This window comes from Campylobacter concisus, from assembly GCF_002914005.1.
Lineage (GTDB): Bacteria > Campylobacterota > Campylobacteria > Campylobacterales > Campylobacteraceae > Campylobacter_A > Campylobacter_A concisus_N.
The window spans coordinates 15,842-40,081 of the sequence record NZ_POZU01000010.1 but is presented as its reverse complement, the minus strand read 5'-3'; the positions used below and the strand labels follow the sequence as shown (position 1 = coordinate 40,081).

Annotated in this window: 23 protein-coding genes and 2 pseudogenes; 6 read left to right on the top strand and 19 right to left on the bottom strand. The window is 38.6% G+C overall.

What is annotated here, in order from left to right:
• Nucleotides 1-44 precede the first annotated feature (44 nt).
• Both CYP54_RS01135 and CYP54_RS01130 read right to left on the bottom strand, forming a co-directional pair.
• The gene (locus CYP54_RS01135; protein ID WP_103603862.1) at nt 45-866 is read right to left on the bottom strand and encodes a YihY family inner membrane protein; all 822 of its coding nucleotides are present in this window, start codon (nt 864-866) and stop codon (nt 45-47) included.
• Between the two features lie 3 nt (nt 867-869).
• Entirely contained in the window at nt 870-1,592 is a 723-nt protein-coding gene (locus CYP54_RS01130; protein WP_021090557.1) for a plasminogen-binding N-terminal domain-containing protein, read from the bottom strand.
• 113 nt (nt 1,593-1,705) lie between these two features.
• Between CYP54_RS01130 and CYP54_RS01125 the strand changes: the two genes are divergently transcribed.
• From CYP54_RS01125 to CYP54_RS01110, 4 genes and pseudogenes are all read left to right on the top strand, one after another.
• Nucleotides 1,706-2,875 (top strand): peptidoglycan DD-metalloendopeptidase family protein, encoded by a 1,170-nt coding sequence (locus tag CYP54_RS01125; protein WP_103603861.1) that lies wholly within the window; start codon nt 1,706-1,708, stop codon nt 2,873-2,875.
• A gap of 9 nt (nt 2,876-2,884) precedes the next feature.
• Nucleotides 2,885-4,252 (top strand): magnesium transporter, encoded by a 1,368-nt coding sequence (mgtE, locus tag CYP54_RS01120; protein WP_103603860.1) that lies wholly within the window; start codon nt 2,885-2,887, stop codon nt 4,250-4,252.
• A complete protein-coding gene (locus CYP54_RS01115) occupies nt 4,237-4,821 on the top strand; it encodes an NUDIX domain-containing protein (protein WP_103603859.1) in 585 nt (194 codons plus the stop codon). The genes mgtE and CYP54_RS01115 overlap by 16 nt, the downstream gene beginning before the upstream one ends.
• 178 nt (nt 4,822-4,999) lie before the next feature.
• Nucleotides 5,000-7,105 (top strand): annotated as a pseudogene (locus CYP54_RS01110) (RNA degradosome polyphosphate kinase); the annotation flags it as partial.
• Between the two features lie 144 nt (nt 7,106-7,249).
• On the opposite strand, the gene CYP54_RS01105 reads toward CYP54_RS01110, so the two are convergent.
• Nucleotides 7,250-9,058: a menaquinone biosynthesis decarboxylase gene (locus CYP54_RS01105; RefSeq protein ID WP_103603857.1), complete on the bottom strand. Its 1,809-nt coding sequence runs from the start codon at nt 9,056-9,058 to the stop codon at nt 7,250-7,252.
• Between the two features lie 49 nt (nt 9,059-9,107).
• Between CYP54_RS01105 and CYP54_RS10045 the strand changes: the two genes are divergently transcribed.
• The gene (locus CYP54_RS10045) at nt 9,108-9,230 is read left to right on the top strand and encodes a hypothetical protein (protein ID WP_258033576.1); all 123 of its coding nucleotides are present in this window, start codon (nt 9,108-9,110) and stop codon (nt 9,228-9,230) included.
• 159 nt (nt 9,231-9,389) lie between these two features.
• Here the strand turns inward: CYP54_RS10045 and CYP54_RS01100 are convergent, their stop codons facing one another.
• Genes CYP54_RS01100 through CYP54_RS01055 form a run of 10 tightly spaced genes read right to left on the bottom strand, consistent with a single transcriptional unit; the run spans nt 9,390 to nt 16,680 of the window.
• Complete coding sequence (locus CYP54_RS01100) at nt 9,390-9,755, bottom strand: Imm10 family immunity protein (RefSeq protein ID WP_103603856.1); 366 nt, start codon at nt 9,753-9,755, stop codon at nt 9,390-9,392.
• Nucleotides 9,756-9,757: 2 nt separating this feature from the next.
• On the bottom strand, nt 9,758-10,687 hold the full coding sequence (gene hemC / locus CYP54_RS01095; protein ID WP_103603855.1) for a hydroxymethylbilane synthase: 930 nt from the start codon (nt 10,685-10,687) through the stop codon (nt 9,758-9,760).
• An 8-nt stretch (nt 10,688-10,695) separates the two neighbouring features.
• Nucleotides 10,696-11,127, bottom strand: coding sequence for an FxsA family protein (locus tag CYP54_RS01090; RefSeq protein ID WP_103603854.1), 432 nt, complete (start codon nt 11,125-11,127; stop codon nt 10,696-10,698).
• Complete coding sequence (locus CYP54_RS01085; protein WP_103603853.1) at nt 11,124-12,824, bottom strand: proline--tRNA ligase; 1,701 nt, start codon at nt 12,822-12,824, stop codon at nt 11,124-11,126. The genes CYP54_RS01090 and CYP54_RS01085 overlap by 4 nt, the downstream gene beginning before the upstream one ends.
• Nucleotides 12,814-14,097, bottom strand: a complete 1,284-nt coding sequence (hemA, locus tag CYP54_RS01080) for a glutamyl-tRNA reductase (RefSeq protein WP_021090656.1) — start codon at nt 14,095-14,097, stop codon at nt 12,814-12,816. Before hemA ends, CYP54_RS01085 begins: the two co-directional genes overlap by 11 nt.
• Nucleotides 14,097-14,990 (bottom strand): polyprenyl synthetase family protein, encoded by an 894-nt coding sequence (locus tag CYP54_RS01075; protein ID WP_103603852.1) that lies wholly within the window; start codon nt 14,988-14,990, stop codon nt 14,097-14,099. The genes hemA and CYP54_RS01075 overlap by 1 nt, the downstream gene beginning before the upstream one ends.
• Before the next feature lie 10 nt (nt 14,991-15,000).
• Nucleotides 15,001-15,432: a hypothetical protein gene (locus tag CYP54_RS01070; protein ID WP_087584352.1), complete on the bottom strand. Its 432-nt coding sequence runs from the start codon at nt 15,430-15,432 to the stop codon at nt 15,001-15,003.
• Nucleotides 15,425-15,679 (bottom strand): DUF2018 family protein, encoded by a 255-nt coding sequence (locus CYP54_RS01065; protein WP_103603851.1) that lies wholly within the window; start codon nt 15,677-15,679, stop codon nt 15,425-15,427. The genes CYP54_RS01070 and CYP54_RS01065 overlap by 8 nt, the downstream gene beginning before the upstream one ends.
• Before the next feature lie 48 nt (nt 15,680-15,727).
• Nucleotides 15,728-16,351: an HAD family hydrolase gene (locus CYP54_RS01060; RefSeq protein ID WP_103603850.1), complete on the bottom strand. Its 624-nt coding sequence runs from the start codon at nt 16,349-16,351 to the stop codon at nt 15,728-15,730.
• Entirely contained in the window at nt 16,348-16,680 is a 333-nt protein-coding gene (locus tag CYP54_RS01055) for a hypothetical protein (RefSeq protein ID WP_103603849.1), read from the bottom strand. Before CYP54_RS01055 ends, CYP54_RS01060 begins: the two co-directional genes overlap by 4 nt.
• A gap of 106 nt (nt 16,681-16,786) precedes the next feature.
• Here CYP54_RS01055 and CYP54_RS01050 point away from each other — a divergent pair, with 106 nt between their 5' ends.
• Nucleotides 16,787-18,058, top strand: a complete 1,272-nt coding sequence (locus CYP54_RS01050; RefSeq protein WP_103603848.1) for an O-acetylhomoserine aminocarboxypropyltransferase/cysteine synthase family protein — start codon at nt 16,787-16,789, stop codon at nt 18,056-18,058.
• A 38-nt stretch (nt 18,059-18,096) separates the two neighbouring features.
• Here the strand turns inward: CYP54_RS01050 and CYP54_RS01045 are convergent, their stop codons facing one another.
• The 6 genes and pseudogenes from CYP54_RS01045 to CYP54_RS01020 form a co-directional block, all read right to left on the bottom strand.
• Nucleotides 18,097-18,276, bottom strand: coding sequence for a transformation system protein (locus CYP54_RS01045; RefSeq protein WP_103603847.1), 180 nt, complete (start codon nt 18,274-18,276; stop codon nt 18,097-18,099).
• Nucleotides 18,277-18,865: 589 nt separating this feature from the next.
• Nucleotides 18,866-20,307: pseudogene (locus CYP54_RS01040) on the bottom strand (potassium/proton antiporter).
• 20 nt (nt 20,308-20,327) lie between these two features.
• Nucleotides 20,328-20,765, bottom strand: coding sequence for a hypothetical protein (locus tag CYP54_RS01035; protein WP_021090991.1), 438 nt, complete (start codon nt 20,763-20,765; stop codon nt 20,328-20,330).
• Between the two features lie 31 nt (nt 20,766-20,796).
• Nucleotides 20,797-22,038, bottom strand: a complete 1,242-nt coding sequence (locus CYP54_RS01030) for an ArsS family sensor histidine kinase (RefSeq protein ID WP_103603846.1) — start codon at nt 22,036-22,038, stop codon at nt 20,797-20,799.
• Nucleotides 22,038-22,715 carry a response regulator transcription factor gene (locus CYP54_RS01025; protein WP_021090796.1) on the bottom strand — a complete coding sequence of 226 codons (678 nt, stop codon included), beginning with the start codon at nt 22,713-22,715 and terminating at the stop codon, nt 22,038-22,040. The genes CYP54_RS01030 and CYP54_RS01025 overlap by 1 nt, the downstream gene beginning before the upstream one ends.
• A gap of 97 nt (nt 22,716-22,812) precedes the next feature.
• The gene (locus CYP54_RS01020; RefSeq protein WP_103603845.1) at nt 22,813-24,216 is read right to left on the bottom strand and encodes a Do family serine endopeptidase; all 1,404 of its coding nucleotides are present in this window, start codon (nt 24,214-24,216) and stop codon (nt 22,813-22,815) included.
• Nucleotides 24,217-24,240: the final 24 nt, after the last annotated feature.

The window sequence follows — 24,240 nt, the reverse complement described above, 5'->3', positions numbered from 1 at the left end:
TAAATTTATAAAAATATATTGCCAGCTGGTACTAACCATTAAATTTATCTTTTAAATTTTGAGCTGTTTGAGAGATAAGCACAAAGCTTTAGCCCATATAAAAAGATGATCCACGAAATGTAGATCCAGACAAAAAAGAAAAGCACGGCTGAAAACGAGCCATAAACGCTTAGATAGGTCTTGTTGTAAAGGACATAATAGACAAAGGCCGACTTGCCAATATACCAAACAAGCGAAGCGGCAAATGAGCTAAAAAATGCGCTTTTAAACTTTATCTCGTCATTTACTGAGATGAGATATGTGATGCAAAATATCGCCCAAATGATGAGATATGGGAATATGCTCAAAAAATTTATCGAGTTTGTGATCACGTTTGAGTTTAGCATCTCTTGAATGAGGCTTGAGAGATAAAAACTAGCAGCAAGACCAAGTGGCGCGAGCGTGATAAGCGTCCAATACGAGCTAAGTGCTGACCAAAATCCTCTAGCCTTACTTGCACGTGTCACTTTTAAAACTACATACTCGTAGTCACTAAAAAACATAGCCGATGTAAATATCATCGCTACAAAGCCAACTATGCCTAAATTTCCGCTATTTTGTAAAAAATTTTGCAAGTAGTTTGAGATGGTCTCTTGATTACTTGGCAAAAGAGCCGAGAAGATAAAGTCTTGAATTTTGGCGTAATAATCCTCAAAACTAGGCAGTTTTGTAAAGATAGAAAACGATATAAGAAGTATCGGAATGATCGATAAAATCGTATGAAAACTAAGGCTTGAAGCGTAGTGAAAGAGCTCTTTGTCCTTAAGCGTTGGGAGTAAATTTAAAAACTCTTTTAATCTTTGCTTACTTAAGGACAAACGGCTCATTTATCAGTTATCTTCTTCGAAAAGTTTTTCGTAGTGAGCGTCGTAGTTGTTGATGTGCTCGCTATTTAGCTTCCAAAAGACGGTGTCTATGTCGCTAACCCTTGTATAAAATGGTAGCTGATAGTACTCAACCTCGCCACTTTTAAATTCTTTTAACACTTTAAAGCTTTGGCAATCAGCAAAAACGCTTCTGCCATCCATTGCTACGAAAATTAAACCAGCTGCACTTTGAGCGCACATTTTTCTAAAGTCATCTCTGCTTGGATTTGGCTTGTACTCGTAGCTTAGATACGCTCCTATAATATCTGGGTGGATAAATATCATATTTGGAAACGCAGATGTGATCTCTTCGTAAATTTCTTTATTTGGCACGATGATTAATGAGCGGTTATAAAGATAGTTTAGCACGACCATATCGCCATTTGCAGGTGCAATGCCTGGAAGCGGGAGCGCCTTTTGCTCAAGTAGATCAAACACCTCAAATCTAATCTTAGCAAAGCCAGAATTTTTTGAGATAACGCTAACTCTTGCGATGATAGAGCTATCAGTGTCAAATTTATGAAGTACGACACCACTTGAGCCGATTAAAATTTCTGGACTATCAACTATCGTCGCTGTGCCATCACTATCGACGCTAATTATAGGAGTTCTATACTCATTTAAAGAAAAATCAGCCCCAAAAGCAAAGCCAAAAACTAGCGATAAAATCACAAATATACGTTTCAAAAATATCTCCTAAGTTTAAATTTTTAGAGCGATTATAGCCTAAAATGCTTTATCTTTTGCAAAATTAAAGCAAGTTTTAGTTAAAATCCCACCAGCTTTTTAAAAGGACATTAATGCCTCGTATTTTTATAATTTTTGCAATATTATCTATAAATTTATACGCTATAAAGCCAAGCATCGATGAGCTTAGCTGGCCAAATGGAAGTAACTTCTTAAATTTCTTAGAGACAAACAAAATCCCACTTTCACTTTACTATAACTTAGCAACCGAAGATCAAGAACTAACAGAAGAGATCATCGCTGGTACAAAGTATCAAATTTATAAAGACGACAGTGGCAATACCAAACAAGTACTAATCCCTGTTAGTGACGAGCTTCAAATGCATATTTTTAGAGATGATAATGATAAATTTAAGCTCGAATTTCTTCCCATCTCTTATCAAAGCGAAGATAAATTTTTAGCCTTAAAGGTGGACAAATCAGTCTCTGAAGACATTTTTGACTACACTGGCTCTGGCACGCTAGCTCTTGGCTTTAAAGAAATTTTTAAAGGAAGTGGTATTGATTTTAAGAAGATAAACAAAGGCGATACGATCGCTATCGTTTATAATCAAAAAATACGCATGGGCCGCTCTTTTGGCACTCCAGAAATTTATGCTGCGATGATAGAAACGAAAAATAAACGATATGTTATGTATAAATTTGAAGATAAATTTTATGATAAAAATGGTAAAAAAAATGATAAATTTTTACTTGTTCGCCCTCTTACAAACGCCAGAATCACATCGGCTTTTACTCTAAAAAGATGGCACCCTATTCTCCAAAGATATAGAGCGCACCTTGGCGTTGACTACGGTGCTCCAAAAGGAACACCAATCAAAGCTGCAGGCGATGGCACGGTTAAATTTGTCGGACAAAAAAGTGGATATGGCAGAACCGTTATCATCTCTCATGCTGGTGGCTATGAGACACTTTATGCTCACCTAAATGGCTTTGCTAAAGGCATAAAAGGTGGTTTAAAAGTCAAGCAAGGCACGCTCATAGCCTACGTTGGAACAAGTGGTATGAGCACAGGACCGCACCTTCACTTTGGTCTTTATAGAGACAATAAACCTATCAATCCAGAAAGTGCAATAAAGGTCGTTAAAAGCCTAGAGGATAAGAAAGAATCAGCTAAATTTAAAGCAGTTGTTAGCAAAAATGACGAGCTAATAAAAAATGCCTTAAGTAATGAAAAAGGGTATCACAAAGTGGAATTTTTTCCTAATGTAATAGATTTTTAAAGGTAAAACTTGAGCCAAGAACTAGAAGAAGCAAAAGAGCTGATAGATCAGCACTTAGATGAAAATTTAGAAGATAACGAACTCTCACCTTATGAGCTAGCCCAACACCTAAAAACACTTAAAAAGCACGATGAAGAGCTTTTTGCTCACTATCTTGAGAAGCTAGACCCTGAAATTTTAGGCGACGTTGCTATCGAGCTACCTGATCACATGCTAAAAGATGTGATCGAACAACTTCCAGCTGAAAAGATCGTAGAAGCACTTGAAGAGCTAGAGAGTGATGATGCGACTGATTTGCTTCAATACATCGAGGATATCGACGAGGATAAAGCTAGAGAGCTCTTTAACGAGCTTGACAGAGAAAACCAAAATGAAATTTTAAGACTCAGAAGTTACGAAGAAGATAGAGCTGGTGCTCACATGCAAACAGAGCTTTTTTCGGCTCATCTTGAAGAAAAGCTTGGCAATGCAGTAGCAAGACTTAGACGAGAAAAGCAAGAAGGCAAGCTAGAAAATATCTCACAGCTTTTTATTATCGATAAAAATGGCGTTTTACAATACGCTATCCCACTTGAAGATCTTATACTTTTTGATTTTACAAAGACGCTAAAGCAAAATATCGAGTCAGCACAGATCGATCACTACAAGCCACACGTTGCAAATGATATGGATCTTATGCAAAATGTCGCTGATATGTTTCAAGAGTACGATTTAAATGTTATCGCAGTTACTAGTAGTACTGGAATCTTACTTGGTCGTATCACCTCTGATGACATCCACGACTACATTCAAGAGAGTGCAACTGAGCAAATTTATAACCTAGCCGGCGTTGATGACGAGTCAGAAGAGGATGATACGCTTTTTAAGGCTGGTCGTGGTCGTGCGGTTTGGCTTGGTGTAAATTTACTAACAGCTCTTTTTAGCTCATCTATAATCGGACTTTTTGACGAGACAATAGCAGCCTATGTCGCTCTTGCTGTTTTAATGCCAATAGTTGCATCAATGGGTGGAAATACCGGCACACAAGCGCTTGCCGTTACGGTTCGCCGTTTGGCACTTGGCGAGATAGAGTTTAAAGATGCCAAAAATGTCTTAAAACGCGAGGTTAGTATTTCACTCATAAATGGACTAATCTTTGGTGTGGTAATGGGCATAATCGCCTCTGTTTGGTTTGACAAAGGTATGCTTGGCGTTGTTATTGGGCTTAGCATGGTTACAAATTTATTCTTTGCTGGCTTTTTTGGCACGATCATACCTTTAATGCTAAGGCGCTTTAACATAGATCCTGCAGTCGGCTCAGCCGTCATTCTTACTACTTTTACAGATGCGATAGGATTTTTTAGCTTTTTAGGACTTGCAAAATGGATACTACTATAACTAATTTAGAAATTCTGCCTCTTGATGAGTCAAAATACCTAAAGCCATTTAAGATGAAATTTATGCAAAATGGTGTTCAAAGAGATTGGGACTGCGTAAAAGTGATGAATAGCGTTAGTATTTTTTTATATCACGAGCAAAAAGATGCCTTTTTATTTGTAAAGCAGTTTCGTCCTGCTGTTTGGTACTCGCAAGAGAAAGAAAGCATCAAAACAAATGAGCAAGGCTTTACTTACGAGCTTTGCGCAGGGCTTATGGATAAAGGACTAAGCGAAGAGCAAACAGCCAGAGAAGAAGCGATCGAAGAAGTGGGCTATGAGCTAAAAGAGATAGAGCGTATCACAATGACATACGGTGCTTTTGGCTTTGGAGGCAACACACAAACGATGTTTTACGCAAAGATCGATGAGAGTATGAAGGTAAATTCTGGCGGTGGCGTCGATGGCGAAGATATCGAGCTTGTTTTTATAAAACGAGAAGATATGATGAAATTTGCCTTTGACGAGAGCAAAGTCAAGGGCTTTGGGCTCATATTTGCTTATTTGTGGTGGGAGAAATTTAAAAGCTAAAACGATATCTTTTTAATAAGTGCAAAAACAACGACTGCCACTAAAAAGATACCAACTAATATCACATAATCAGACATAACAAGCCTTTAAATTTAAGTTTTGGCTTATTGTAACCAAAAATTTAAATAAAGTAAGAACTTTATAACCGCATATATCATAAAATAACTCAAAAACACACAAGGAGAAGATGATGAGCGAAAATGGAACTCTTTTTATAAACCGAGAATTAAGCTGGCTACGATTTAATTCAAGGGTGCTCGCTCAGTGTGAAAAGGAAATTCCTTTACTTGAAAAGCTAAAATTTATAGCCATTTATATGACAAATCTAGACGAGTTTTATATGATCAGAGTCGCTGGCTTAAAGCAGCTTTTCGCAGCTGGAGCTACTACAAGCAGTGGCGATGGCATGAGCCCACTTGATCAGCTAAGAGAGATTAGAAAATATCTACAAAATGAGCAAAATTTAGTAGAAGATCACTATAAAAAAACAGTAAATGCTCTTAGCAAAGAGGGACTTTTTATAAAAAATTATGATGAGCTTGATGATAGCTTGAAGCAAAAGTGCGACGAATACTTTTTCTCAAATATCTTGCCAGTCATAGTTCCTATCGCTGTCGATGCGACTCATCCATTTCCGCATCTAAACAACCTTAGCTTTTCTCTTGCCGTTAAGCTTGCTGATATAGAGCATCCAGAAATTTTAAAATACGGCATGATAAGAATTTCAAGAGTCTTGCCACGTTTTACACAGCCAAGTAGCAATGTTTTTGTGCCGATTGAAACGATCGTACATCGCCACGCAGAAGAAATTTTCCCAGGGTATAAGCTGCTTAGCTCGGCTGCTTTTAGAGTGACAAGAAACGCTGATATCGTCATCGAAGAAGAAGAAGCGGATGATTTTATGATGATACTTGAGCAAGGGCTAAAGCTTCGCAGAAAAGGGGCTTTTGTTCGTATGCAAATCGATAAAAACGTAGACGCTGATATCTTGGACTTCTTAAATTTTCATATGAAAATTTTTCATAAAGATGTCTATTTTTCAAGCATTCCACTCACTCTTAGCTCACTTTGGGAGATAGCTGGAAGTAAAAATTTTACCCATCTGGCAAATGCGCCTTACGTTCCAAAAACGCTACCACCATTTGGCAATGGCATATCTGTGTTTGACGCCATAGATAAAGAAGATGTGCTCTTAGTGCATCCATTTGAGAGCTTTGATCCAGTTGTAAGCTTTATAAAAGAAGCTAGCAAAGATCCAAAAGTCATATCTATTCGAATGACACTTTATAGAGTCGATAAGAGCTCGCCAATAATTCAAAGTCTAATAGACGCCGCAAGTGATGGCAAACAAGTAACTGTGATGGTTGAGCTAAAGGCAAGGTTTGATGAAGAAAATAACCTGCACTGGGCAAAGGCGCTTGAAGACGCTGGAGCGCACGTGATATACGGCATTACAGGCTTTAAGGTGCATGCAAAAGTTAGCCAGGTCATCCGCCAAATCGGCGATAAGCTTAAATTTTATATGCACTTTGGCACAGGCAACTACAACGGCAGTTCGGCAAAAATTTATACTGACGTGAGTCTATTTACGAGCAAAGAAGAATTTAGCCAAGATACGACTTCATTTTTTCACATCCTCTCAGGATATAATAAAAATCGCCGTCTAAACGCTCTTAGCATGTCGCCTTTTCAGATAAAAGAGCGCATCATCGAAAAGATAAGAGTGGAAGCTAGCAAAGGTAGCGAGGGCAGGATCATTGCCAAAATGAATGCGCTAATCGACGAAGATGTGATAAATGAGCTTAGCCGCGCATCAAACGCAGGCGTGAAGATCGATCTTATAGTTCGTGGTGTGTGCGGACTAAGGCCTGGCATAAAAGGTAAAAGTGAAAACATAAAAGTTCGCTCAATAATCGGCAAATACTTAGAGCACGCTAGAATTTTATACTTTAAACATGCTCAGCCAAAAATTTATATCTCAAGTGCTGACTGGATGCCAAGAAATCTAGAACGTCGCTTGGAGCTTATGACGCCTATTTTTGAGCCAAGACTTCAAGAGAGACTACTTGAAATTTTAGAGCTTCAGCTAAGCGATAACGACCTAGCTTTTGAGCTACAAAATAGCGGCGAATACGTAAAAGTAGCAAGAAGTGAAAATGAAAAAGTAATATCTTGCCACGAAGTTTTGGAAAATTATATATCTAAAATTTACAAATCCGTAAAAAAAGATACAGATAAAGCAAAAGCCGATATGCTCGCAAGCAAGCTCTTAAAAGAGAGCTAAAAACAAATTAAGCTTTTAGACCCAGTCTAAAAGCTATTTTTAAATTAGCATAAAAACACTAGCGTTTGATTAAGCAAGTCTTATTAAAAATTTCAAATCCGCAGCAAAAAGCAAAATTTATAAATTTACTTGAGTACCTCAAAGCTAGCCAAATATTTCAAATTTTTTAAATAACTCTGGCTCATCTTTTACAATACCGCGCTTAATTAGATCAGCAACTACTTCGCGGTCACAATCCGTTTGTAACGGCCAGCCACGCGTATATCCCTCTAGCTCGTCCTTGCTCGTCGCATCCACGCAGAAATTTTCACCCTCAATGTAGATATCACGCAAAGCATCGATATTATTTGTCACACGCCAAAGTAGCATATATGGGTTTTCAAGGTGATTTTGCATATCCACAACGATAAGGAGTTTGAAAAATTCTCTGAATGTCAAAAGCTTGTCAAAAAGCTCTTTTACCACACAATCTTTTTCAAATTTCACCACGCAAATAGGCGTTTTGGTATCCGTTTTAAACTGCTTAAGCTCTTTTACATTTGGTGCAACGCTTTGAAATTTAGCCAACAGCTCATCATCGTTTAAAAGCTTTGGTATAAATTTACAAAAATCCTGCGTTGCATCTACGCCGAGTTTGCCACCAAAACACGAATTTGGACTAGCATGATCAAGTTGATCGCACACACCTTGGCTTATTAGCACACTCTGACTACCAAAATAATTTAAAACAAAGCTAGTAAATTCATCATAATTTTTAAGTTCAGGCGCATCGGCTCCAACAAAAATGGCATGTTTTACAAAACTCATCTGCCCAACGCCCCAAAATGCGTGCATAGCCTGCTTTGCATGAGCTGGATAGAGCGTATTTATCTTGGCTAAGATTAGATTGTGAAAAACGCCATTTTCAGGCATATTGTAGTCCAGTAGTTCAGGCACGGTTGTTCGCAAAAGTGGCAAAAAAATCCGCTCAGTCGCCCAGCCCATATACTTATCCTCAAGTGGCGGCTTTCCAACCACAGTCGCATGAAATACTGGCTCACGCTTGCTAGTTATCGCCGTTACATCCATCACTGGGAAAGGCTCAATAGGCGTATAAAAGCCAGTATGATCGCCAAATGGCCCCTCAAGCTCGTACTTAGCCGTATCCACGAAACCTTCTATCACGTAGTCCGCATCGTGCGGAACGTAAATTTCATTCGTTAAGGATTTTACAAGTTTGGCTGGCTCTTTACGGATAAAACCATAAAGCAAAAGTTCAAAAATTCCCTTTGGAAGCGGTGCTTGCCCGCACCAAATATAAAGCGGATCGCCACCTATTGCCACGGATACGGGCATCTTGCGGCCCGCGCGCTTGTATTCGTTAAAGAAATTCGCGCCGTCTTTATGGATCTGCCAGTGCATGCCGAGGCGATTTTTGTCATAAATTTGCAAGCGATACATGCCTAAATTTTGTAAATTTCCGTCCAAGCTTTGCGTATAGACCTGTCCCATCGTAATAAAGGCACCGCCATCATGCGGCCATGTCTTTAGCGCAGGTAGGCTCAAAAGGTCAGCATCTTCGCCTATAAATTTGACCTGCTGGCACTCGCCCTCGCCTTTTAGCCTTTTGGTAAAAATTTTTCTCATACTAAAAAGATAGGCTAAAAAATCAAGCTTTTCTTTAAAATTTTCAGGTTTTCTGGGCTTTAAAAGCTTTTCTATCTCGGCTGCGATCTCATCAGGATTTAGCCCAAAGATAAGCTCAAGCGCCCTTTTTGAGCCGTAGATATTTGTAAGCACAGGGGCAAATTTACGCCCAGTTTTTTTACAAACTGGGTTTTTAAAAAGTAGCGCTTGCGAGCCCTCACGCTTGACCTCGATGTAGCTAGCGTGCGCGATCTCAAGATCAATATCTGTTGGCTCGTCGATAACACGAAGTAGATTATTTTCTTTTAAAAGCTTGATGTAGTCCATATTTCGCCTTTTTGATTTTTGGGCGATTTTAGCCAAAAATAGCTGAAAAATGCGAAGCAAAGCGGGTATTTATTATTTGCCGCACTCACAGATAGCTATCAGAGTATCGATCGCTGTTTTGGACGCATTCTTTGCGATATTGCCTCGCCGCTTAAATAGACACAAGCACTAAATTTATACTCCATTGTCGAATGTGCGCAAACTAGTGTTCAACGCACAGCCACACATGGCTAGCATACTTACGTCTTTTCAAAGTAATTCATCACAATTTTTTTGTTAGATTAAACACTAGATAGCATCGCAGTTTTGAAAACGGTAGTAAATTTTTTAATTACTCCGATATGTTACATTTTAGCAGTTTGCCAAATATCTCTTTGCTATATTTCATAAAGCGCTCGTTAAGCTTTACATCCTCAATATCAATGCAAATGCGGCTATCTTGCACCTCAAAAATAATAGTTTTATCAGTGATCTTCACCTTTTTGCAAGAGTTGTAGCAAATATCGCCGTTGCACTCTGCGTATAGGCCGCTTATGTCGGCGTTTTCGTCGTCATCTTTTTTGAGTTTGATCGGTCTTTGAAAGATTATGTAGTTTTTGTAGTCGTATTTGTCGTCTGCAAGACCGATCATATAGTAGTTGTCTTTGCTATTTTTGGTAGCATTTATGGCTTTTGCTTTAAAATTTAGCTCAAACACGCTTACGCCATCTCTTCAGCCCGTTTTAAAAGCTCTCTAGCACCTTTTTCTATAAATTTATGCGCTAGCTCCTTGCCGACACTTTGAAATTTATCTTTGCTAGTCTTTAAGCTATCTTTTATAAACTCACTTCCATCAGGCAGACCAACGATCGCATCGATAGAAATTTCATCGCCTTTTAGTCTTGCACTTATGCCTATTGGCACTTGACAGCCGCCCTCTAAAACGCTTACAAAATCACGCTCTATGGTCGTTTCAATGACCGCATTTTCGTCGTTTAGAAAATCAATCTGATCTAAAATTTGCTTCTCATCTCTAGCTTCTATACCAAGAGCACCCTGACCCATCGCAGGTATCATCTCATCAAAGCCAAATGTGTAGATGTGTGCCACTTCAGCCTTGATATTTAGGCGGTTTATGCCAGCCATCGCCAAAATGATCGCGTCAAATTCGCCCTCTTTTAGCTTTCTAAGTCTAGTTTGCACGTTTCCACGAAGCGAAATGATCTCAAGATCAGGCCTCATGATAAGTAGCTGCATCTTTCGGCGTAGGCTCGTTGTGCCAACTTTTGCGCCGCGCGGTAGGTCGCTAAATTTAGCAAATTTCTCACTTATCATAGCATCTCTGGTGTCCTCGCGTGAGCAGATTGCTGCGAGCTTTAATCCATCTGGAAATACGACAGGCACGTCTTTTAGGCTATGCACGGCGATATCAGTCTCGCCTTTTAGCATGCTATCTTCAAGCTCTTTTGTAAAAAGCCCCTTTCCGCCGATCTTTGCAAGTGGCGTATCAAGTATCACGTCGCCCTTTGTCTTCATGCCCTCAAGCACGACCTTCATGCCCTTGTGCTGCGCCTCGATCCTAGCCTTGATATGCTCGCTTTGCCAAAGCGCTAAGATGCTCTTTCTAGTTGCTATTTTTATCTCTTTCATCATCTCTCCTAATTTACTCTTTTTGGCTCTTCGATAACCTCAACGTCGATGATCTCGCCATCATCTTTTTTAGTACTTTGTTCGCTAAAATTTTGAAATTTAAACTCTTGATAACTCTCATTTTTTGCTATATTTTTCTTAAATATCAAAGAAAAAACGACTACAGCTATGCCAAAAATATCTGTTAAAATTCCTGGCAAAAATAAAAGCATTCCGCCAAAGCTAAGCCCTAACTGACTAAATAAATTTCCGCCAAGAAAGCTTTTAAGCGCCACTTGAGGCGAATTTAGACTAGAAAATCCAGCATTTAAAAGAAGCGCAATGCCTACAAATCCAGAGACCAGCACCTCAAGAAAGTAGTTTAAAAAGCCAAATTTATCAACAAAAAGATAGATAAATATCGCTTCTATCAAAAAAAATAAAAATGCGAAAAATCTCATAAGCTTTCTTTTATCTTTTTAAAGGCTTTGTTTGCGTCGATCGTTTCTTTGCTTAAACCATCTCTTGTTATAAACTCAACCTTGCCATTTGCAAATTCTTTACCCACAAGCAGCGCATAAGGGAAGCCGATGAGTTCAAAGTCATTCATCTTAACGCCAAATCTCTCGTTTCTATCATCGATGATGACGCTAACGCCAGCTTTTTTAAGGCTCTCATAAAGCTCAAATGCAAATTCCACGCCCGCCTCATCTTTTAAATTTGAGATGATGATCTCGACGTCAAACGGCGCGCACTCTTTTTTCCAGATGCAGCCCTTCTCGTCGTGGCTAGCCTCTATCATCACAGCGATCAGCCTGCTTATGCCGATGCCGTAGCAGCCCATCAAAAATGGCTTTGCTTTGCCATTTTCATCAAGATATGTCGCGTTCATCGCAGCTGAATATTTATCGCCTAGCTGAAAGATATGACCTACCTCGATACCCTTGCTAAGTTTTAAATTTCCGCCGCAAACTGGGCATTTATCACCCTCTTTTACCTTTACAAGGTCTTTAAATCTCTCTTCGTTAAATCCGCTAACGCTAACGCCAACAAAGTGATAGTCCGTCTCGTTAGCGCCGCATATCATGTTATTTGCGCCCCTTAGCTCGTTATCTATGAAAAATTTCACATCTTTTAGTCCAACCGGCCCACAAAATCCAGCAGATAGTCCAGCTTTCGCTACGTCAGCCTCGCTAGCATCTACAAGCTCAAGCGCCTTGCAAGCGTTTTGCGCCTTTGTCTCTTGAAGCTCATCATCGCCCCTTACAAAAAAGACCACAACCTCTTCTTTGTCTTCATAAATAGCTTTTTTAATAACAGCTTTTATGCAGTAAAACTCACTAACTTTGAAAAATTCCGCTACATCTTTTATCGTTTTTGCATTTGGCGTTTTAAATTTAGCCGCGTCAGCCTCTGGCGCTTCAGCATCGGTTGTTCTAGATTTTCTTCTAGCAGCCTCTATATTTGCAGCGTATTTGCAAGCCTCACAGCAAAGGATGTCATCTTCGCCGTTACTTGCAAGCACCATAAATTCTTTACTACCACTGCCACCGATAGCTCCACTATCAGCTTCAACGGCTCTAAAATTTAGCCCCAGACGGGTAAAAATTTTACTATAAGTTGCCTCCATAAGGTCAAACTCACGCTTTAGATCCTCTTTGCTTGAGTGAAAGCTATAAGCATCTTTCATTGTAAATTCTCGTCCTCTTAGCAAGCCAAAGCGTGGTCTTGCTTCGTCACGAAATTTAGTATTTATCTGGTATAAATTTAGCGGTAGCTGCTTGTAGCTAGTCACCTTGCCACGTACCAAAGCAACGGCTGCCTCTTCGTTTGTAGGGCTTATAACAAAGTCATTTTCTTTTCTATCTTTAAAGCGTAAAAGCTCCTTGCCAAAGACGTTGTAGCGGCCACTTTGTTTCCAAAGCTCGCTTGAAGTAACCACGCTAAAACTCACCTCTAGCGCTCCGGCCTCGTCCATCTCCTCTTTTACTACACGTGAAATTTTATCGTGCATGATCTTTCCAAGCGGCAGATAGTTGTAAAGTCCAGAGCCAAATTGCTCGACAAATCCACCCCTAATCAAAAACTGATGACTTGGCAAAGAGGCATCCTTTGGTGCTTCTTTGGTTGTTGGGGCGTAAAATTTACTAAATTTCATCTATATCTCCTGCTTGAAAAATTTGCTCTTCTTTTATGTCAAATAGATATCTAACTCCGCTTGAAAGCTCTCTTGCTCCTTCTTTGTCCGCAAGCTCTTTTAGCTTCATCGTTGGCTGGTGCAAAAAGGCTTTAAAAACTTGATGAATGAGCTTTTGTGCCTCCTCATAATCACTATGCTTTAAATATCCTTTTTTTATCGCTTTTTCTAGCTCGTTTTTAGCACAAATTTCAGCTTGTTTGCGGATCGATTTTATGAGTGGCACACTCATATCTTCTTTTAAAATTTTTAAAAATTCGCTTGTGCCTTGACCTACGATCGAATAAGCTTTTTGTGCTTGCTCCTCTCTTAGAGCTAAATTTTTCCTTACTATCTCCTCTAAACTATCGACCGTATAGACACTAATAAATTCTGTATTTATAAGGTCAATATCCCTTGGTACGGCAATATCAAAAAAGTATCTATGAAATTCTCTTGGTTCGATTATGGCGTTTGTGATGATAGCGTGCGGGGCTGCGGTGCTTGAAAATATTAGGTCGTAATTATTTACATATTCTTTTAATTTTAAAATGCTATCCCAGCTAGCGTTGTCACCAAGGCTATCAACTAGCTGCTCAACACGCTCGGAGCTTCTGTTTATAATGATCACCTCTGCGCCACTTGAGATTAGGTGTTTTGCTGCTAGCTCGCCCATTTCACCAGCTCCTACGACGATAGCAGTTTTACCTTCAAGCGTGCCAAAAATTTCTTTTGCCTTTGCTACGGCGACACTTGAAACGGAGATCGGGTTTTTAGAAATTTGAGTTTCGTTTCTAACTTTAGCAGCGCATTTACATGCATAATGGATGATTTTACTGATTTGTTCGCCGCAAGCTGAGCTATCGTAAGCAAATTTAAAGGCATTTTTTAGCTGTCCAACGATCTGTGTTTCGCCGACGACTAGGCTATCAAGCGAGCTTGCCACGGCAAAGAGGTGATGCACGGCTCCGCTATCTTCATAAATGTCAGCCCTTTCATAAAGCTCATCTTCAAAAACACCTGAAAATACAGACATGCATCTAAACGCATGCGTCGTTGCACTTTCTAGATCACTAACGCTTGCAATTATCTCAACGCGGTTGCATGTATTTAAGACCATACATTCGTTTATACTTTTGTTTGATCTTAGTAGTTTTAAAATTTGCTCTTTTTTCTCATCGCTGTCAAATGCAAGCTTTTCTCTAACTGAAATATCAGTATTTTTATATGTAAAACTTATATCTAAATAGTGCATTAAAATTCCCTATCTATCATGCTTTTTATAATCCCTTCAAGCTCGGCGTTTTTATACTCTTTTATCGCTTCTATCGCTTCAGTCCCAAGCCTTTTTGCTTCATTTACTGCTTTTTGAAGAGAATTTGTCTTAATAAATTCCTCTTTTAGCCACAAAATTTCACCCTCATCAAACCTCTTCATCCAAAGTGATCTAAGCTTTGCTTTGCCAGCTTCGTCTAAGCTTTTATAAAGATAAATGTAAGGAAGCGTTGTTTTGCCCTCGACAAAGTCGTTGAGCGCTGGTTTGCCAAGCGTTTTTTCATCTTGAGTTATGTCTAATATATCATCAACGATCTGAAATGCAAGGCCTAAATTTTTGCCGTAAATTCCAAATTTCTCACTATCTTTGCCAGCTAGCTTCGCCCCACAAATTGCCGTGGCTTCTATCAAAACGGCTGTTTTATAGTAGATCATTTTTAAATATTCTTGCTCATTTTCATTAAAATTTTCAGCCATTTTCACATCCATCATCTCGCCGATACTTAGCTTGCTGACTGCGTCTGAGATGATAGCTGCGATGCTTGGATCAAATTTTGTAAGCTCAAAATAAGCTTTTGAGTAGAGGATGTCGCCTAGCATGACCGAGTTTTTACTGCGAAAAAGTGCGTTTATGCTTGGCTTGCCGCGTCTTATATTCGCTTCATCTATGACGTCGTCGTGCAGTAAGCTTGCAAGATGGATGAGCTCGATAATAGCGCAAAGTTTGAGCGAAATTTCACTCTCGCCTGCGATCTTTAAAAGAAGTTTTGAGCGAAGCTTTTTGCCAGAGCTTATCTTTAAAAACATCTCAAACGCCTCTTTGTAGCCAAGCTCGCTTATAAATTTGCCCATTATTTCATCGATTTTATCCATACTTTTCCTTTTATTTAGCTTCGTCTGGATCTCTAAAACCCACATCCACACGCTTGCTCTCATCTAGCAGAGCCACCCTAAAATGCGCCTTTTTATCCTTAAAATCAATAAATGATATATAAAGGCTTACGCTCTCATTTGGCGGCATCGTAAAATCAGGCAAAACTCGCTGCATATAGGTGTTTTGTCCTTGTCTTAGCGAAAAGACCATCTGCCTTGGATAGCGCCTAAAAAAGCTTTGCACGGTGATATTTGTGCTATCAAATAGCGTCCAACGAAAGTCAAACGTTTCAACCCTTTGGGTTCGCTTTTCAGTTATAAAGACCCTAGCCCACTCATCTTTTTTAAGCTCAAATGTATGCACCGAACTTGGGTCAAAATTTGGCTCTTTTGCAAAAGCAATGGAGGCAAGCAAAGCAATGAGCGCGAAAATCTTACTCATTTTGGCTTAAAATTTCTCCGCTAAGCTCGATATATAGGTCATTTACCCCGTTATAAACTTTATCTTGCACTGAGACTATAAAATTTCTAATCTCATCCTCGCTAATGCCATACTTTTCGCAAAGCTCGCTCATAGCCACAAATTTTTCAAAAATTTTATCTATCTCGTTTTTAACCAAAACGGCATTTGCGTTAAACAAAATATCATAAAATTTATCTCTCGCACTGCCCTCAAATATATCTATCATCGCTGTTTCTTTGAAAATTTCTTAAGATTATAGCCAATTAAAACTAAGTTAAAAATTTAATATTATCTCCCAAGCCTCGCTAACGTTTTTGGCATTATACGTGGCAGTTTTGCTCTCCTCGCCAAATCCCCAGCTAACTTGCAAGAAAGGCATATTTGCATTTTTGGCTGCTAGCTCGTCTTTTAGGCTATCTCCAACAAAGATCGCCTTACTAGCTTTAGTTTTACTAACAGCTAGGTGAAGCATCGCAGGATCAGGCTTTTGTGGTATCTCCTTGCTAGCGCCTATGACCTCATCAAATAGCTCGTAAATTTCATTTTTCTTTAAAATTTTCTCTAGCGTATCGTGTGGTGCATTGCTTGCCAAAACGACTTTGTAATGAGCCTCTTTGCACTTTTGTAAAAGCTCTTTTACGCCCTCATATGTAGTCGCACACTCATCGTAAAATTTCTTAAATTTCTCTTCAAAGCCCTCTTTTAAGCTCCTACTTGGCGTGTCGATGCCGTAAAACTCAAGGGGCAAATTTCTACCTGGCTCATTGATCGCTTTTATGATAAATTCTTTTTCAAGTGGCGGCAAATTTAGCTCATCTCTTACTTCATTCACTGTTTTATATATCGCCTCGCCACTATCGATTACAGTGCCATCCATATCGAAAATAACTGCTTTCAATCCTCATCCTTAAATTTATTTTTATGTTTTTCTTTTTTATATGTCTTTTGATTTTTGAGCTTATCAAGCAGGTTTGCCACCTTTAAAAGCTCCTCTTTTGGGGCGTTTTTGATAAGCAAATTTATAAAATTTTCTAGCGCCTTTGAGTATGGCTGATCAAGATAGACAGCCTCGACTTTTTCGATGACTTTCGCGTTTTTCTCCACTCTTTGGCGAAATTCAGCCTCGTCAAAGTCATCTCTTTTTAGCCCATTTATCGCTGATTTTGCAAATTTTTCTAGCGCACGAAGATATTTTACACGTTTAAATTTGTCCGTAACTTGGTTCAAATTTTTCCTTTTTTTTGGCAAATTATATCAAAAATTGATTTTATCCCCTAAATTTTGGCTTTGCTAATGTATAATTTACGCCAAAATTACCTTAAAAGGAGCAAAAATGAGGCAAGAAACCGCTGCGATCCACGTAGGCTACGATACACATGAAGGCTTTGGCACGATGGCTGTGCCTATTTTCCAAAGCACGGCTTACGACTTTGGAAGCGCCGAGACTGCGGCTGCTAGGTTCGATCTAAAAGATGGCGGCCACATCTACACAAGACTTGGCAATCCAACGACAGATATCTTTGAAAAAAGGGTCGCTGCACTTGAGGGCGGAGCCGCTGCGATAGCGACTGCAAGCGGTCAGTCAGCTTTGTTTTACAGCATTATAAATTTAGCCCAAGCAGGCGATAATATCATCATCGCCAAAAAAATTTATGGCGGCACGACAGTACTTTTTACGCACACACTAAAAAGATTTGGCATAGAGGCCAGAGTCTTTGACAGCGACACTGCTGATGATCTGGAGGCTTTGATAGATGATAAAACGAGGGCTATATTTTTTGAAACGCTTTCAAATCCGCAAATTTCTATCCCAAATATCGAAAAAATCGTAGAAATCGCAAACAAATATGGCATCATCAGCATCACCGATAACACCGTACCAACGCCTATCATCTTTCAGCCACTTCGCCACGGCGTCGATGTTTGCGTGCATAGTGCGAGCAAGTATATGAGCGGTCAGGGCCTTAGCCTAGCAGGTGTGGTCGTAAGCGCAAATCACCTAAACGAAAAGCTAAAAGGCAACAAACGATATGAGCATTTTAACGTGCCAGATGCGAGCTATCACGACATCGTCTATGCTGATATGACGGATCGTTTTGACATCTACACGCTAAGAACGAGGCTTGCTATCGTGCGTGACATCGGCGCCGTGATCTCTCCATTTAACTCTTGGCAGCTCATACAAGGGCTTGAAACGCTTGCTGTTAGAGTTGAAAGACACTCGCAAAACGCGCTAAAAGTGGCTAAATTTCTAAACTCTCACAAGCATATAAAAAGCGTGGCATACCCAGGGCTTGCTGACAACATAGATCACGCAAAGGCGCAAAAATACTTTAAAGATGGCATGGTAAATGGGCTATTTTGTTTTGAAACTGATAGCTTTGAGCGTGCAAAAAAGATGCTAGAGCGCGTAAAACTCTTTAAGATCGTAGTAAATATCGGCGATACAAAGTCGCTCATCACGCACCCGGCTTCAACTACGCACCAACAGCTAAGCAGTGAAGAGCTAATCAAAGCTGGCATCACAAAAGAGCTGATAAGAGTTAGCATAGGCCTTGAAAATGCTGAGGATCTGATAGCTGATCTGGCTCAAGCCCTAGAATAAAGAAATTTCTAGCTCATTTTGGGCTAGAAATTTAAATTTTACTCAAGCTTGCCATGTATCCTCTCGCACTCTTTTGCTTGCCTTATAAATTTTATAACGATGTAGATGACAAATAGCGGCACGCTTATATACCAAAAGGCAAAAAAGGCGAGCAGAAAAAACATAAATAAGAATGTTGCAAAATATACCAGGACTGCAAGGATGATACTATCAAGCATTTTGTCTCCCATTTTGCTAGTGTTTTAGTGATTTTATAAAAAGCAAAATAAAATGAGACTGAACGGATTTGTTTTGGCCTTAAAATTTGAGCTAAGCGATAAGCGAAGCTAAATTTTAGTAGGTAATTTTGCATATATGAAGCTCAGGCAAATTTTAAAATTTCATGAACGAGCAATTTCGGCTCTGATTTTAGTGGCAAGCTTTGCGAGGCCTAAAATCAGTAGTCAATTCTTGTGAGTGAATGAAAGTTTTAAAATTTGCTTTGAGGTGTAAATTTATCAAAAGGGAGACAAAAGGGGACTTGAATTACGGTCTGCTTGCAGTTGCGAGCTAGCGGATCAAAGCCGTCCCCTTATCCCCCTTTGATCCCTCAATCACCTCGCACGTCAGAAGTAGCACACAAAGATGCCAACGCACCGCATGCTATTAAAAACTCTGGCAAATTTTAAAATTTATGAGCGAGCATATCACGGCTCTAAATTTAGTGCTAAACGAAGTGTAGCCTAAATTTAGTAGTCTGCTAAGGCGAGTGAGTAAAGTTTTAAAATTTACAAAGAGAAATAAAATGTGGCAATTTTTATCAAAATTTTAATATGTCAAATACTTAATCGTATCTTGATAAAGCACTTGATTTTCACATTGTATCAGCAGCAAGTCATTTTCTTCAAAGATTGTTGAGCCAGTCGGCTTTTGATACTCGTTTTTACGCTTTATTAGGATTATTAAAAACTCAGTTGGAAGCTCAAGCTGAGCCAAATCTTTGCCAATTAGTTTTGAACCATAGTGAATGGTGTGCTGACGAAGTGTGTAGCTTAGGATCGGAGAGTTTTCTACTGGCTTAACATCATCTTGCTCGCTCTCTTTGATTTTAAATTTATCAGCCGCAAAGCCAAGTGACATACCCTGTATCAAAATCGAAATCAAAACCATAAAAAATATAATGTTAAAAATCATATCCGCATCACGCACGCCATCTACATAAACATAGGTAGCTAGCACCACTGGCACAACACCTCTTAGTCCAACCCAAGAGATAAAAATTTGCTCATTTATCTTAAATTTTGAAAATGCAAGCGATGCAAAAACACCAAGTGGTCTTGCAAAAAACATAAGCCATAATGCCAAAACAAGCGCCATTAGCGCCGTTGCTGGAAGCTGAGAAGGATTTACCAAAAGACCAAGTGTTAAAAAGACAACTATTTGCATCGTCCAAGCGATACCATCGTGAAAACCGACTAAATTTTTCTTATGAGAAAACTCTTTTTTATTTATAAAAATTCCAGCAATATAAACAGCCAGGTAGCCGTTGCCGCCAACCTTAAAGCAAAGTGTGTATAAAAGCAATATCCAAGCGATAGAAAAAACTGGATAAAGGCCCCAGCTTTTTAGGCGAAGTCTATTAAAGATAGCTGGCAAAGTTACGCCAAACAAATAGCCCATAGCGATACTATACCAAACTGCTTAACTAGCGTAATAGCCCACTCAGATGCTGTCGGTGTGCTATTTAGCGAGATCATTTGAATGATGGTCATAGTTAAAAATATCGCCATTGGATCGTTTGAGCCAGATTCAAGTTCAAGCAATGGCGCAATGCTATTTTTAAGTGAAATTTTCTTAGCTCTTAGTATGGCAAAAACAGCTGCTGCATCTGTCGAAGAGATGATAGAACCTAGCAAAAACGCCTCTGCCCAGGTAAAATCAAGCAAATATTTTGCTGCTGGAGCGATAGCTAGCGCGGTTAAGAAAACGCCAAGTGTTGCGAGCGCTAAACCTCTGCCAAAAATAGGCTTAATCGCTGCAAAATCAGTGTCTAGCCCACCAGCATAAAGTATAAATATGAGTGCTAGCATGCCGACATTTTGAGCGATTACTTGATCATCAAAATTTACGCCAAGCAGCCCATCTGAGCCAGCCAGCATACCAACGCCTAAAAATATTATTAAAGATGGAATTCCAAATTTATCAGAGATCTTACTTAAAAGAATGCTAGTTATAAGCAAAACTGCAAAAAATAGTAGTAAATTCTCCAAACAAACTCCACAAAATTATATTAAATCATGCTTTCAAAAGCTTCAAATTTTTCTTGATTTGAAAGCATTTCAAGCAATACACCATAATTATCTTTTATCTCATCTTGAAGCTTAGTAGTAAGCTCTTTAGCGTTTCTTCCATCTTTTGGATAGCTTACTATCAAATCAATTGGCTCAGCGTTTAAAAACTCTTGAATACCAGATAATAGTTCGCTAGCTCCTCTTTCATTTGTTCCATGAAGCACGACCACATAATGTTCATTCTCTCTTACAACAACATCAGTTTGTCTTAAAAATTTTTCAAATAGTTCACTATACTCTTTAGTGCTTGGCAAAGAAAAATATATCAAAGATAAATTTTTTGCATAATCTTTTACATTTTTATAACGATTTATAAAAGCTATTTCAAGATCTATTATTGATAAGATATCAACTGGTGAGAAAATTTTTGCTGCCATTTTTAGCCCTCTTTTGTTTATTATGTTTTATTTAAGTCACTATTATATCTTGTAAATTTTCAAAAACAAAGACATTCATTCCGTTTTTATATTCGTATCTAAATTTGAGTCCATGAGCATCAAGTATATTGCTAACTATATATAAACCTAGTCCAAAACTCTTTTGAGTATCCTCTCCTTTGATAAATGGCTGGACATAAAAGTCAAGATCATTTTTTAGCTTCTCACCTTGAGTTATAAATTTCATATGGTCCTTGCTAACAACGATATTTACATGCTTATCAGTTGAATATTTTATGCCATTATCTATCATGTTTTTTATAGCGACTGAAAATAGCTTGAAATCAACAAGCACCCTAACCTCATCAAGCTCACTGACACCAACACACTCTTTTTCTACCATGGCTATATCTATGGCCTCATCGATGAGATCCCTCATAAAACATGGCGTTTTATTGCTAAGCCCTATTTTTGATGTTATCTGCTCTATCGCTGCAAGTTCGTTTATTAAATTTTCAAGCTTATGAAAGACAGAGATCAGCCTCTCTTGATTTTTACTTTTTTCTATCATTTGAGCGGCGATTAGCCCTTTTGTGATAGGGGTTTTTAACTCATGCATTATGTTTCTTAAGAAAAGATGCCTTGAGTCATTAAGTGCCTTTATCTGACAAACTGCCTCATAAAATGCTTCAGAAACTTCAGAAATTTCATCCTTGCCGTTGCCAACATTTTGCACGCCATCAAGCTCACCATTTGCAAATTTTACGATCTGACGCTTTAGCTTTCTAAGCGGCTTTATCTTATATATGACAAAAATGTAAGCACCTAGCAAAATGACCGCAACCACCAGAAAAACAGCCTTTATCACCTCGTATCTATAAGGCTGAAATTCCTTATCCATTAAAAGTTTTAGCTCGTCTAAATGCTCAATCCTTAAATAGTGGTGCTTATCATAAAGCAAGATCGCACTTGAGCCTAAATCGCTTGAAATTTCTTCTAAAACGGTTGCTTGTTTTAAAATTTCATCTTTTTTTTTCTCGTCTTTGATCTCTGGCATATCGATGTTTGAAAGCTGGCGGTCGTACTGAGCTTTATTTATGATGCCGCCCATGTAAAACAAATTTGTCCTAGCGACGTTTGAGTATTTGTTATTTAGCTCTCTTGTATAGTTTTGCTTGTCAAAACCCATGAGCCACAAAAAAGCTAGAAATATCGAAACGAGCGCAAGAGCAAAGATAAAAGTTATGGTTATAAAAATAGACGATCTTGGCATCAAAGAACCAATTTATAGCCGATACCACGGATAGCGTGAATGTATTTTGGCTCTTTTGGATTTTCATTTAGTTTTTGGCGAATTCTGCCGATGATGACGTCTATACTTTTGTTTGAGCTATCTTCATTTATGCTTTCGCAGTTATAGATAAGCTCCTCTCTAGTAACCGCTCCGCCCTCTTTTAAAAGTAGATATTTTAAGATGTCGTATTCTGCGGCAGTTAAATTTAGCACGTTTCCTTTAAATAAAATTTCATGTTCAAATTCTTTTAAAACCAGGTCTTTATTTAAATTTCTCGCCTCACTTGCAGGAGTGATACTCTGCCTTCTTAGATGACTTTTGATACGAGCCAAAAGCTCTTGTGGGTCATATGGCTTTGGTAAATAATCATCAGCGCCGTTATCAAGAGCATTTACCTTATCTGTTATATCATGCCTCGCACTTGATATGATAATAGGAATATTGTGATTTTTCCTGATCTCTTTACAAACTTCTAATCCATCCATTCCAGGCAGTGTAAGATCTAGTATAACTAGGTCAAATTTACTTGTATTTAGCGTAGATAGTCCGATATATGGCTCTTCGGCAGTCACTACTTCAATATCGTAGTTTTCTAGATATTCAGTTAAAATTTCAGCAAGCTCCATATCATCTTCTATCATTAAAATTCTAGTCATGATCTTTCCTGTTGTAAATTTATTTTTAAGGATTATAGCAGATTAAGATTTTAAAAATTTAAAAGGGTTAAGAGCTGAAATTTCAGCTCTTAGATGATTATTTTATAACAAGGCCTTGTATGATACCGCCGCGATTTATCCACACTAGCGTCTTTTTGCCTTTTGTATTTTTGACCGTATTTGCAAATGTTTGAAGATCTTTTATGCTCTCTTCGCCAACTTGCACGATCACGTCGCCTCTTTCAAAGCCGAAGTCTTCAGCTTTTGAGCCTGATTTCACATCAGTTACTAGCACGCCTTGAGTATCTGGGCTGATTTTGTATTTATATCTTATCTCATCGCTTAGATTACTGACGCTAAGTCCTTCGATGATAATGCTTTTTGCTATATCTTTTGAATTGTGATCAGCGTTTGCAAGCTTGATTTTTGCATTCATTATTTTATTTGATCGCTCGTAAGTTATATCAACACTACTATTTGGAGTTAGTGAACCGATGAAATTTTTAAGATCATTTGCATTTTTTATAGCTTTATCGTTAGCTGATATGACCAAATCGCCTCTTTTTAGCCCAGCCTCATCTGCTGGCATGCCTTGCTCTACGCCACTTATTAAAGCACCCTCTTTATTTGTGTAAAGCTCTTTTTGCTCATCTGTTAAATTTGCAATCGTAACACCGATAAAGCCACGCTCGATCTTGCCGTCAGTTATCAGCTTTTTAGCAATATCTTTTACCATATTTGATGGAATAGCAAAGCCAATGCCGTTATTGCCACCACTTTTTGAAAGTATGGCTGAGTTTATACCAACTAAATATCCTCTGCTATCAACTAAAGCGCCGCCTGAGTTGCCAGGATTTATCGAAGCGTCTGTTTGGATAAAATTTTCATATTGATTAAGGCCGATATTATCTTTATTTAGCCCTGAAATGATACCTTGAGTGATACTTTCACCAACGCCAAATGGATTGCCTATTGCAAATACGACGTCTGCATCAAGTAGCTTTGACGAGTCTGCAAAAGTGATTGCATTTAGTCCGTTTGCTTCTATCTTTACGACGGCTAGATCGGTTTTTGGATCACTTCCTATTAGTTTTGCTTTATACTCTTTGCCGCCATTTGCAAGAGTTACGACTATTTGATCGCTATCTTCTATAACGTGGTTATTTGTAACGATATATCCATCATTTGAGATAATAACGCCAGAACCAAGTGAAGTAGTTTTTTCTTTTTCTTTTGGTTTTGCAAAGTTAAATCCAAAAAATTCATTGAAGAAAGGGTCATTAAACATCTGCTCAATGCCAGCATTATTTATCGTTTTTGTAGTTGAGATATTTACAACTGAAAGCTTTGCCTGAGCGATCGAGTCATAATAAGAAAGTACGCTATTTTTATCGCTAAGTGGTGAGACTCTCGTGATATTAGAGTTAGCTTCATTAATTTTAATATCAGCCCCCACTAAAAAAGAAGCTGCTACTAATGAAATTAGCACAATCTTTTTCATTTTTTTCCTTTAAACTAAAAATTT

Excerpts from the sequence above, each read along its gene's own strand:
- CYP54_RS01115 (WP_103603859.1), top strand. The coding sequence starts at position 4,237 with ATGGATACTACTATAACTAATTTAGAAATTCTGCCTCTTGATGAGTCA.
- CYP54_RS01125 (WP_103603861.1), top strand. The coding sequence starts at position 1,706 with ATGCCTCGTATTTTTATAATTTTTGCAATATTATCTATAAATTTATAC.
- CYP54_RS01085 (WP_103603853.1), bottom strand. The coding sequence starts at position 12,824 with ATGAAATTTAGTAAATTTTACGCCCCAACAACCAAAGAAGCACCAAAG.
- CYP54_RS01075 (WP_103603852.1), bottom strand. The coding sequence starts at position 14,990 with ATGGATAAAATCGATGAAATAATGGGCAAATTTATAAGCGAGCTTGGC.
- CYP54_RS01025 (WP_021090796.1), bottom strand. The coding sequence starts at position 22,715 with ATGACTAGAATTTTAATGATAGAAGATGATATGGAGCTTGCTGAAATT.
- hemC (WP_103603855.1), bottom strand. The coding sequence starts at position 10,687 with ATGAAAGAGATAAAAATAGCAACTAGAAAGAGCATCTTAGCGCTTTGG.
- CYP54_RS01105 (WP_103603857.1), bottom strand. The coding sequence starts at position 9,058 with ATGGACTACATCAAGCTTTTAAAAGAAAATAATCTACTTCGTGTTATC.
- CYP54_RS01035 (WP_021090991.1), bottom strand. The coding sequence starts at position 20,765 with ATGGCAGCAAAAATTTTCTCACCAGTTGATATCTTATCAATAATAGAT.
- CYP54_RS01020 (WP_103603845.1), bottom strand. The coding sequence starts at position 24,216 with ATGAAAAAGATTGTGCTAATTTCATTAGTAGCAGCTTCTTTTTTAGTG.
- CYP54_RS10045 (WP_258033576.1), top strand. The coding sequence starts at position 9,108 with ATGCGAAGCAAAGCGGGTATTTATTATTTGCCGCACTCACAGATAGCT.
- CYP54_RS01065 (WP_103603851.1), bottom strand. The coding sequence starts at position 15,679 with ATGATAGATATATTTGAGGGCAGTGCGAGAGATAAATTTTATGATATT.
- CYP54_RS01070 (WP_087584352.1), bottom strand. The coding sequence starts at position 15,432 with ATGAGTAAGATTTTCGCGCTCATTGCTTTGCTTGCCTCCATTGCTTTT.
- CYP54_RS01090 (WP_103603854.1), bottom strand. The coding sequence starts at position 11,127 with ATGAGATTTTTCGCATTTTTATTTTTTTTGATAGAAGCGATATTTATC.
- CYP54_RS01045 (WP_103603847.1), bottom strand. The coding sequence starts at position 18,276 with ATGCTTGATAGTATCATCCTTGCAGTCCTGGTATATTTTGCAACATTC.
- CYP54_RS01135 (WP_103603862.1), bottom strand. The coding sequence starts at position 866 with ATGAGCCGTTTGTCCTTAAGTAAGCAAAGATTAAAAGAGTTTTTAAAT.
- CYP54_RS01030 (WP_103603846.1), bottom strand. The coding sequence starts at position 22,038 with ATGCCAAGATCGTCTATTTTTATAACCATAACTTTTATCTTTGCTCTT.
- CYP54_RS01050 (WP_103603848.1), top strand. The coding sequence starts at position 16,787 with ATGAGGCAAGAAACCGCTGCGATCCACGTAGGCTACGATACACATGAA.
- hemA (WP_021090656.1), bottom strand. The coding sequence starts at position 14,097 with ATGCACTATTTAGATATAAGTTTTACATATAAAAATACTGATATTTCA.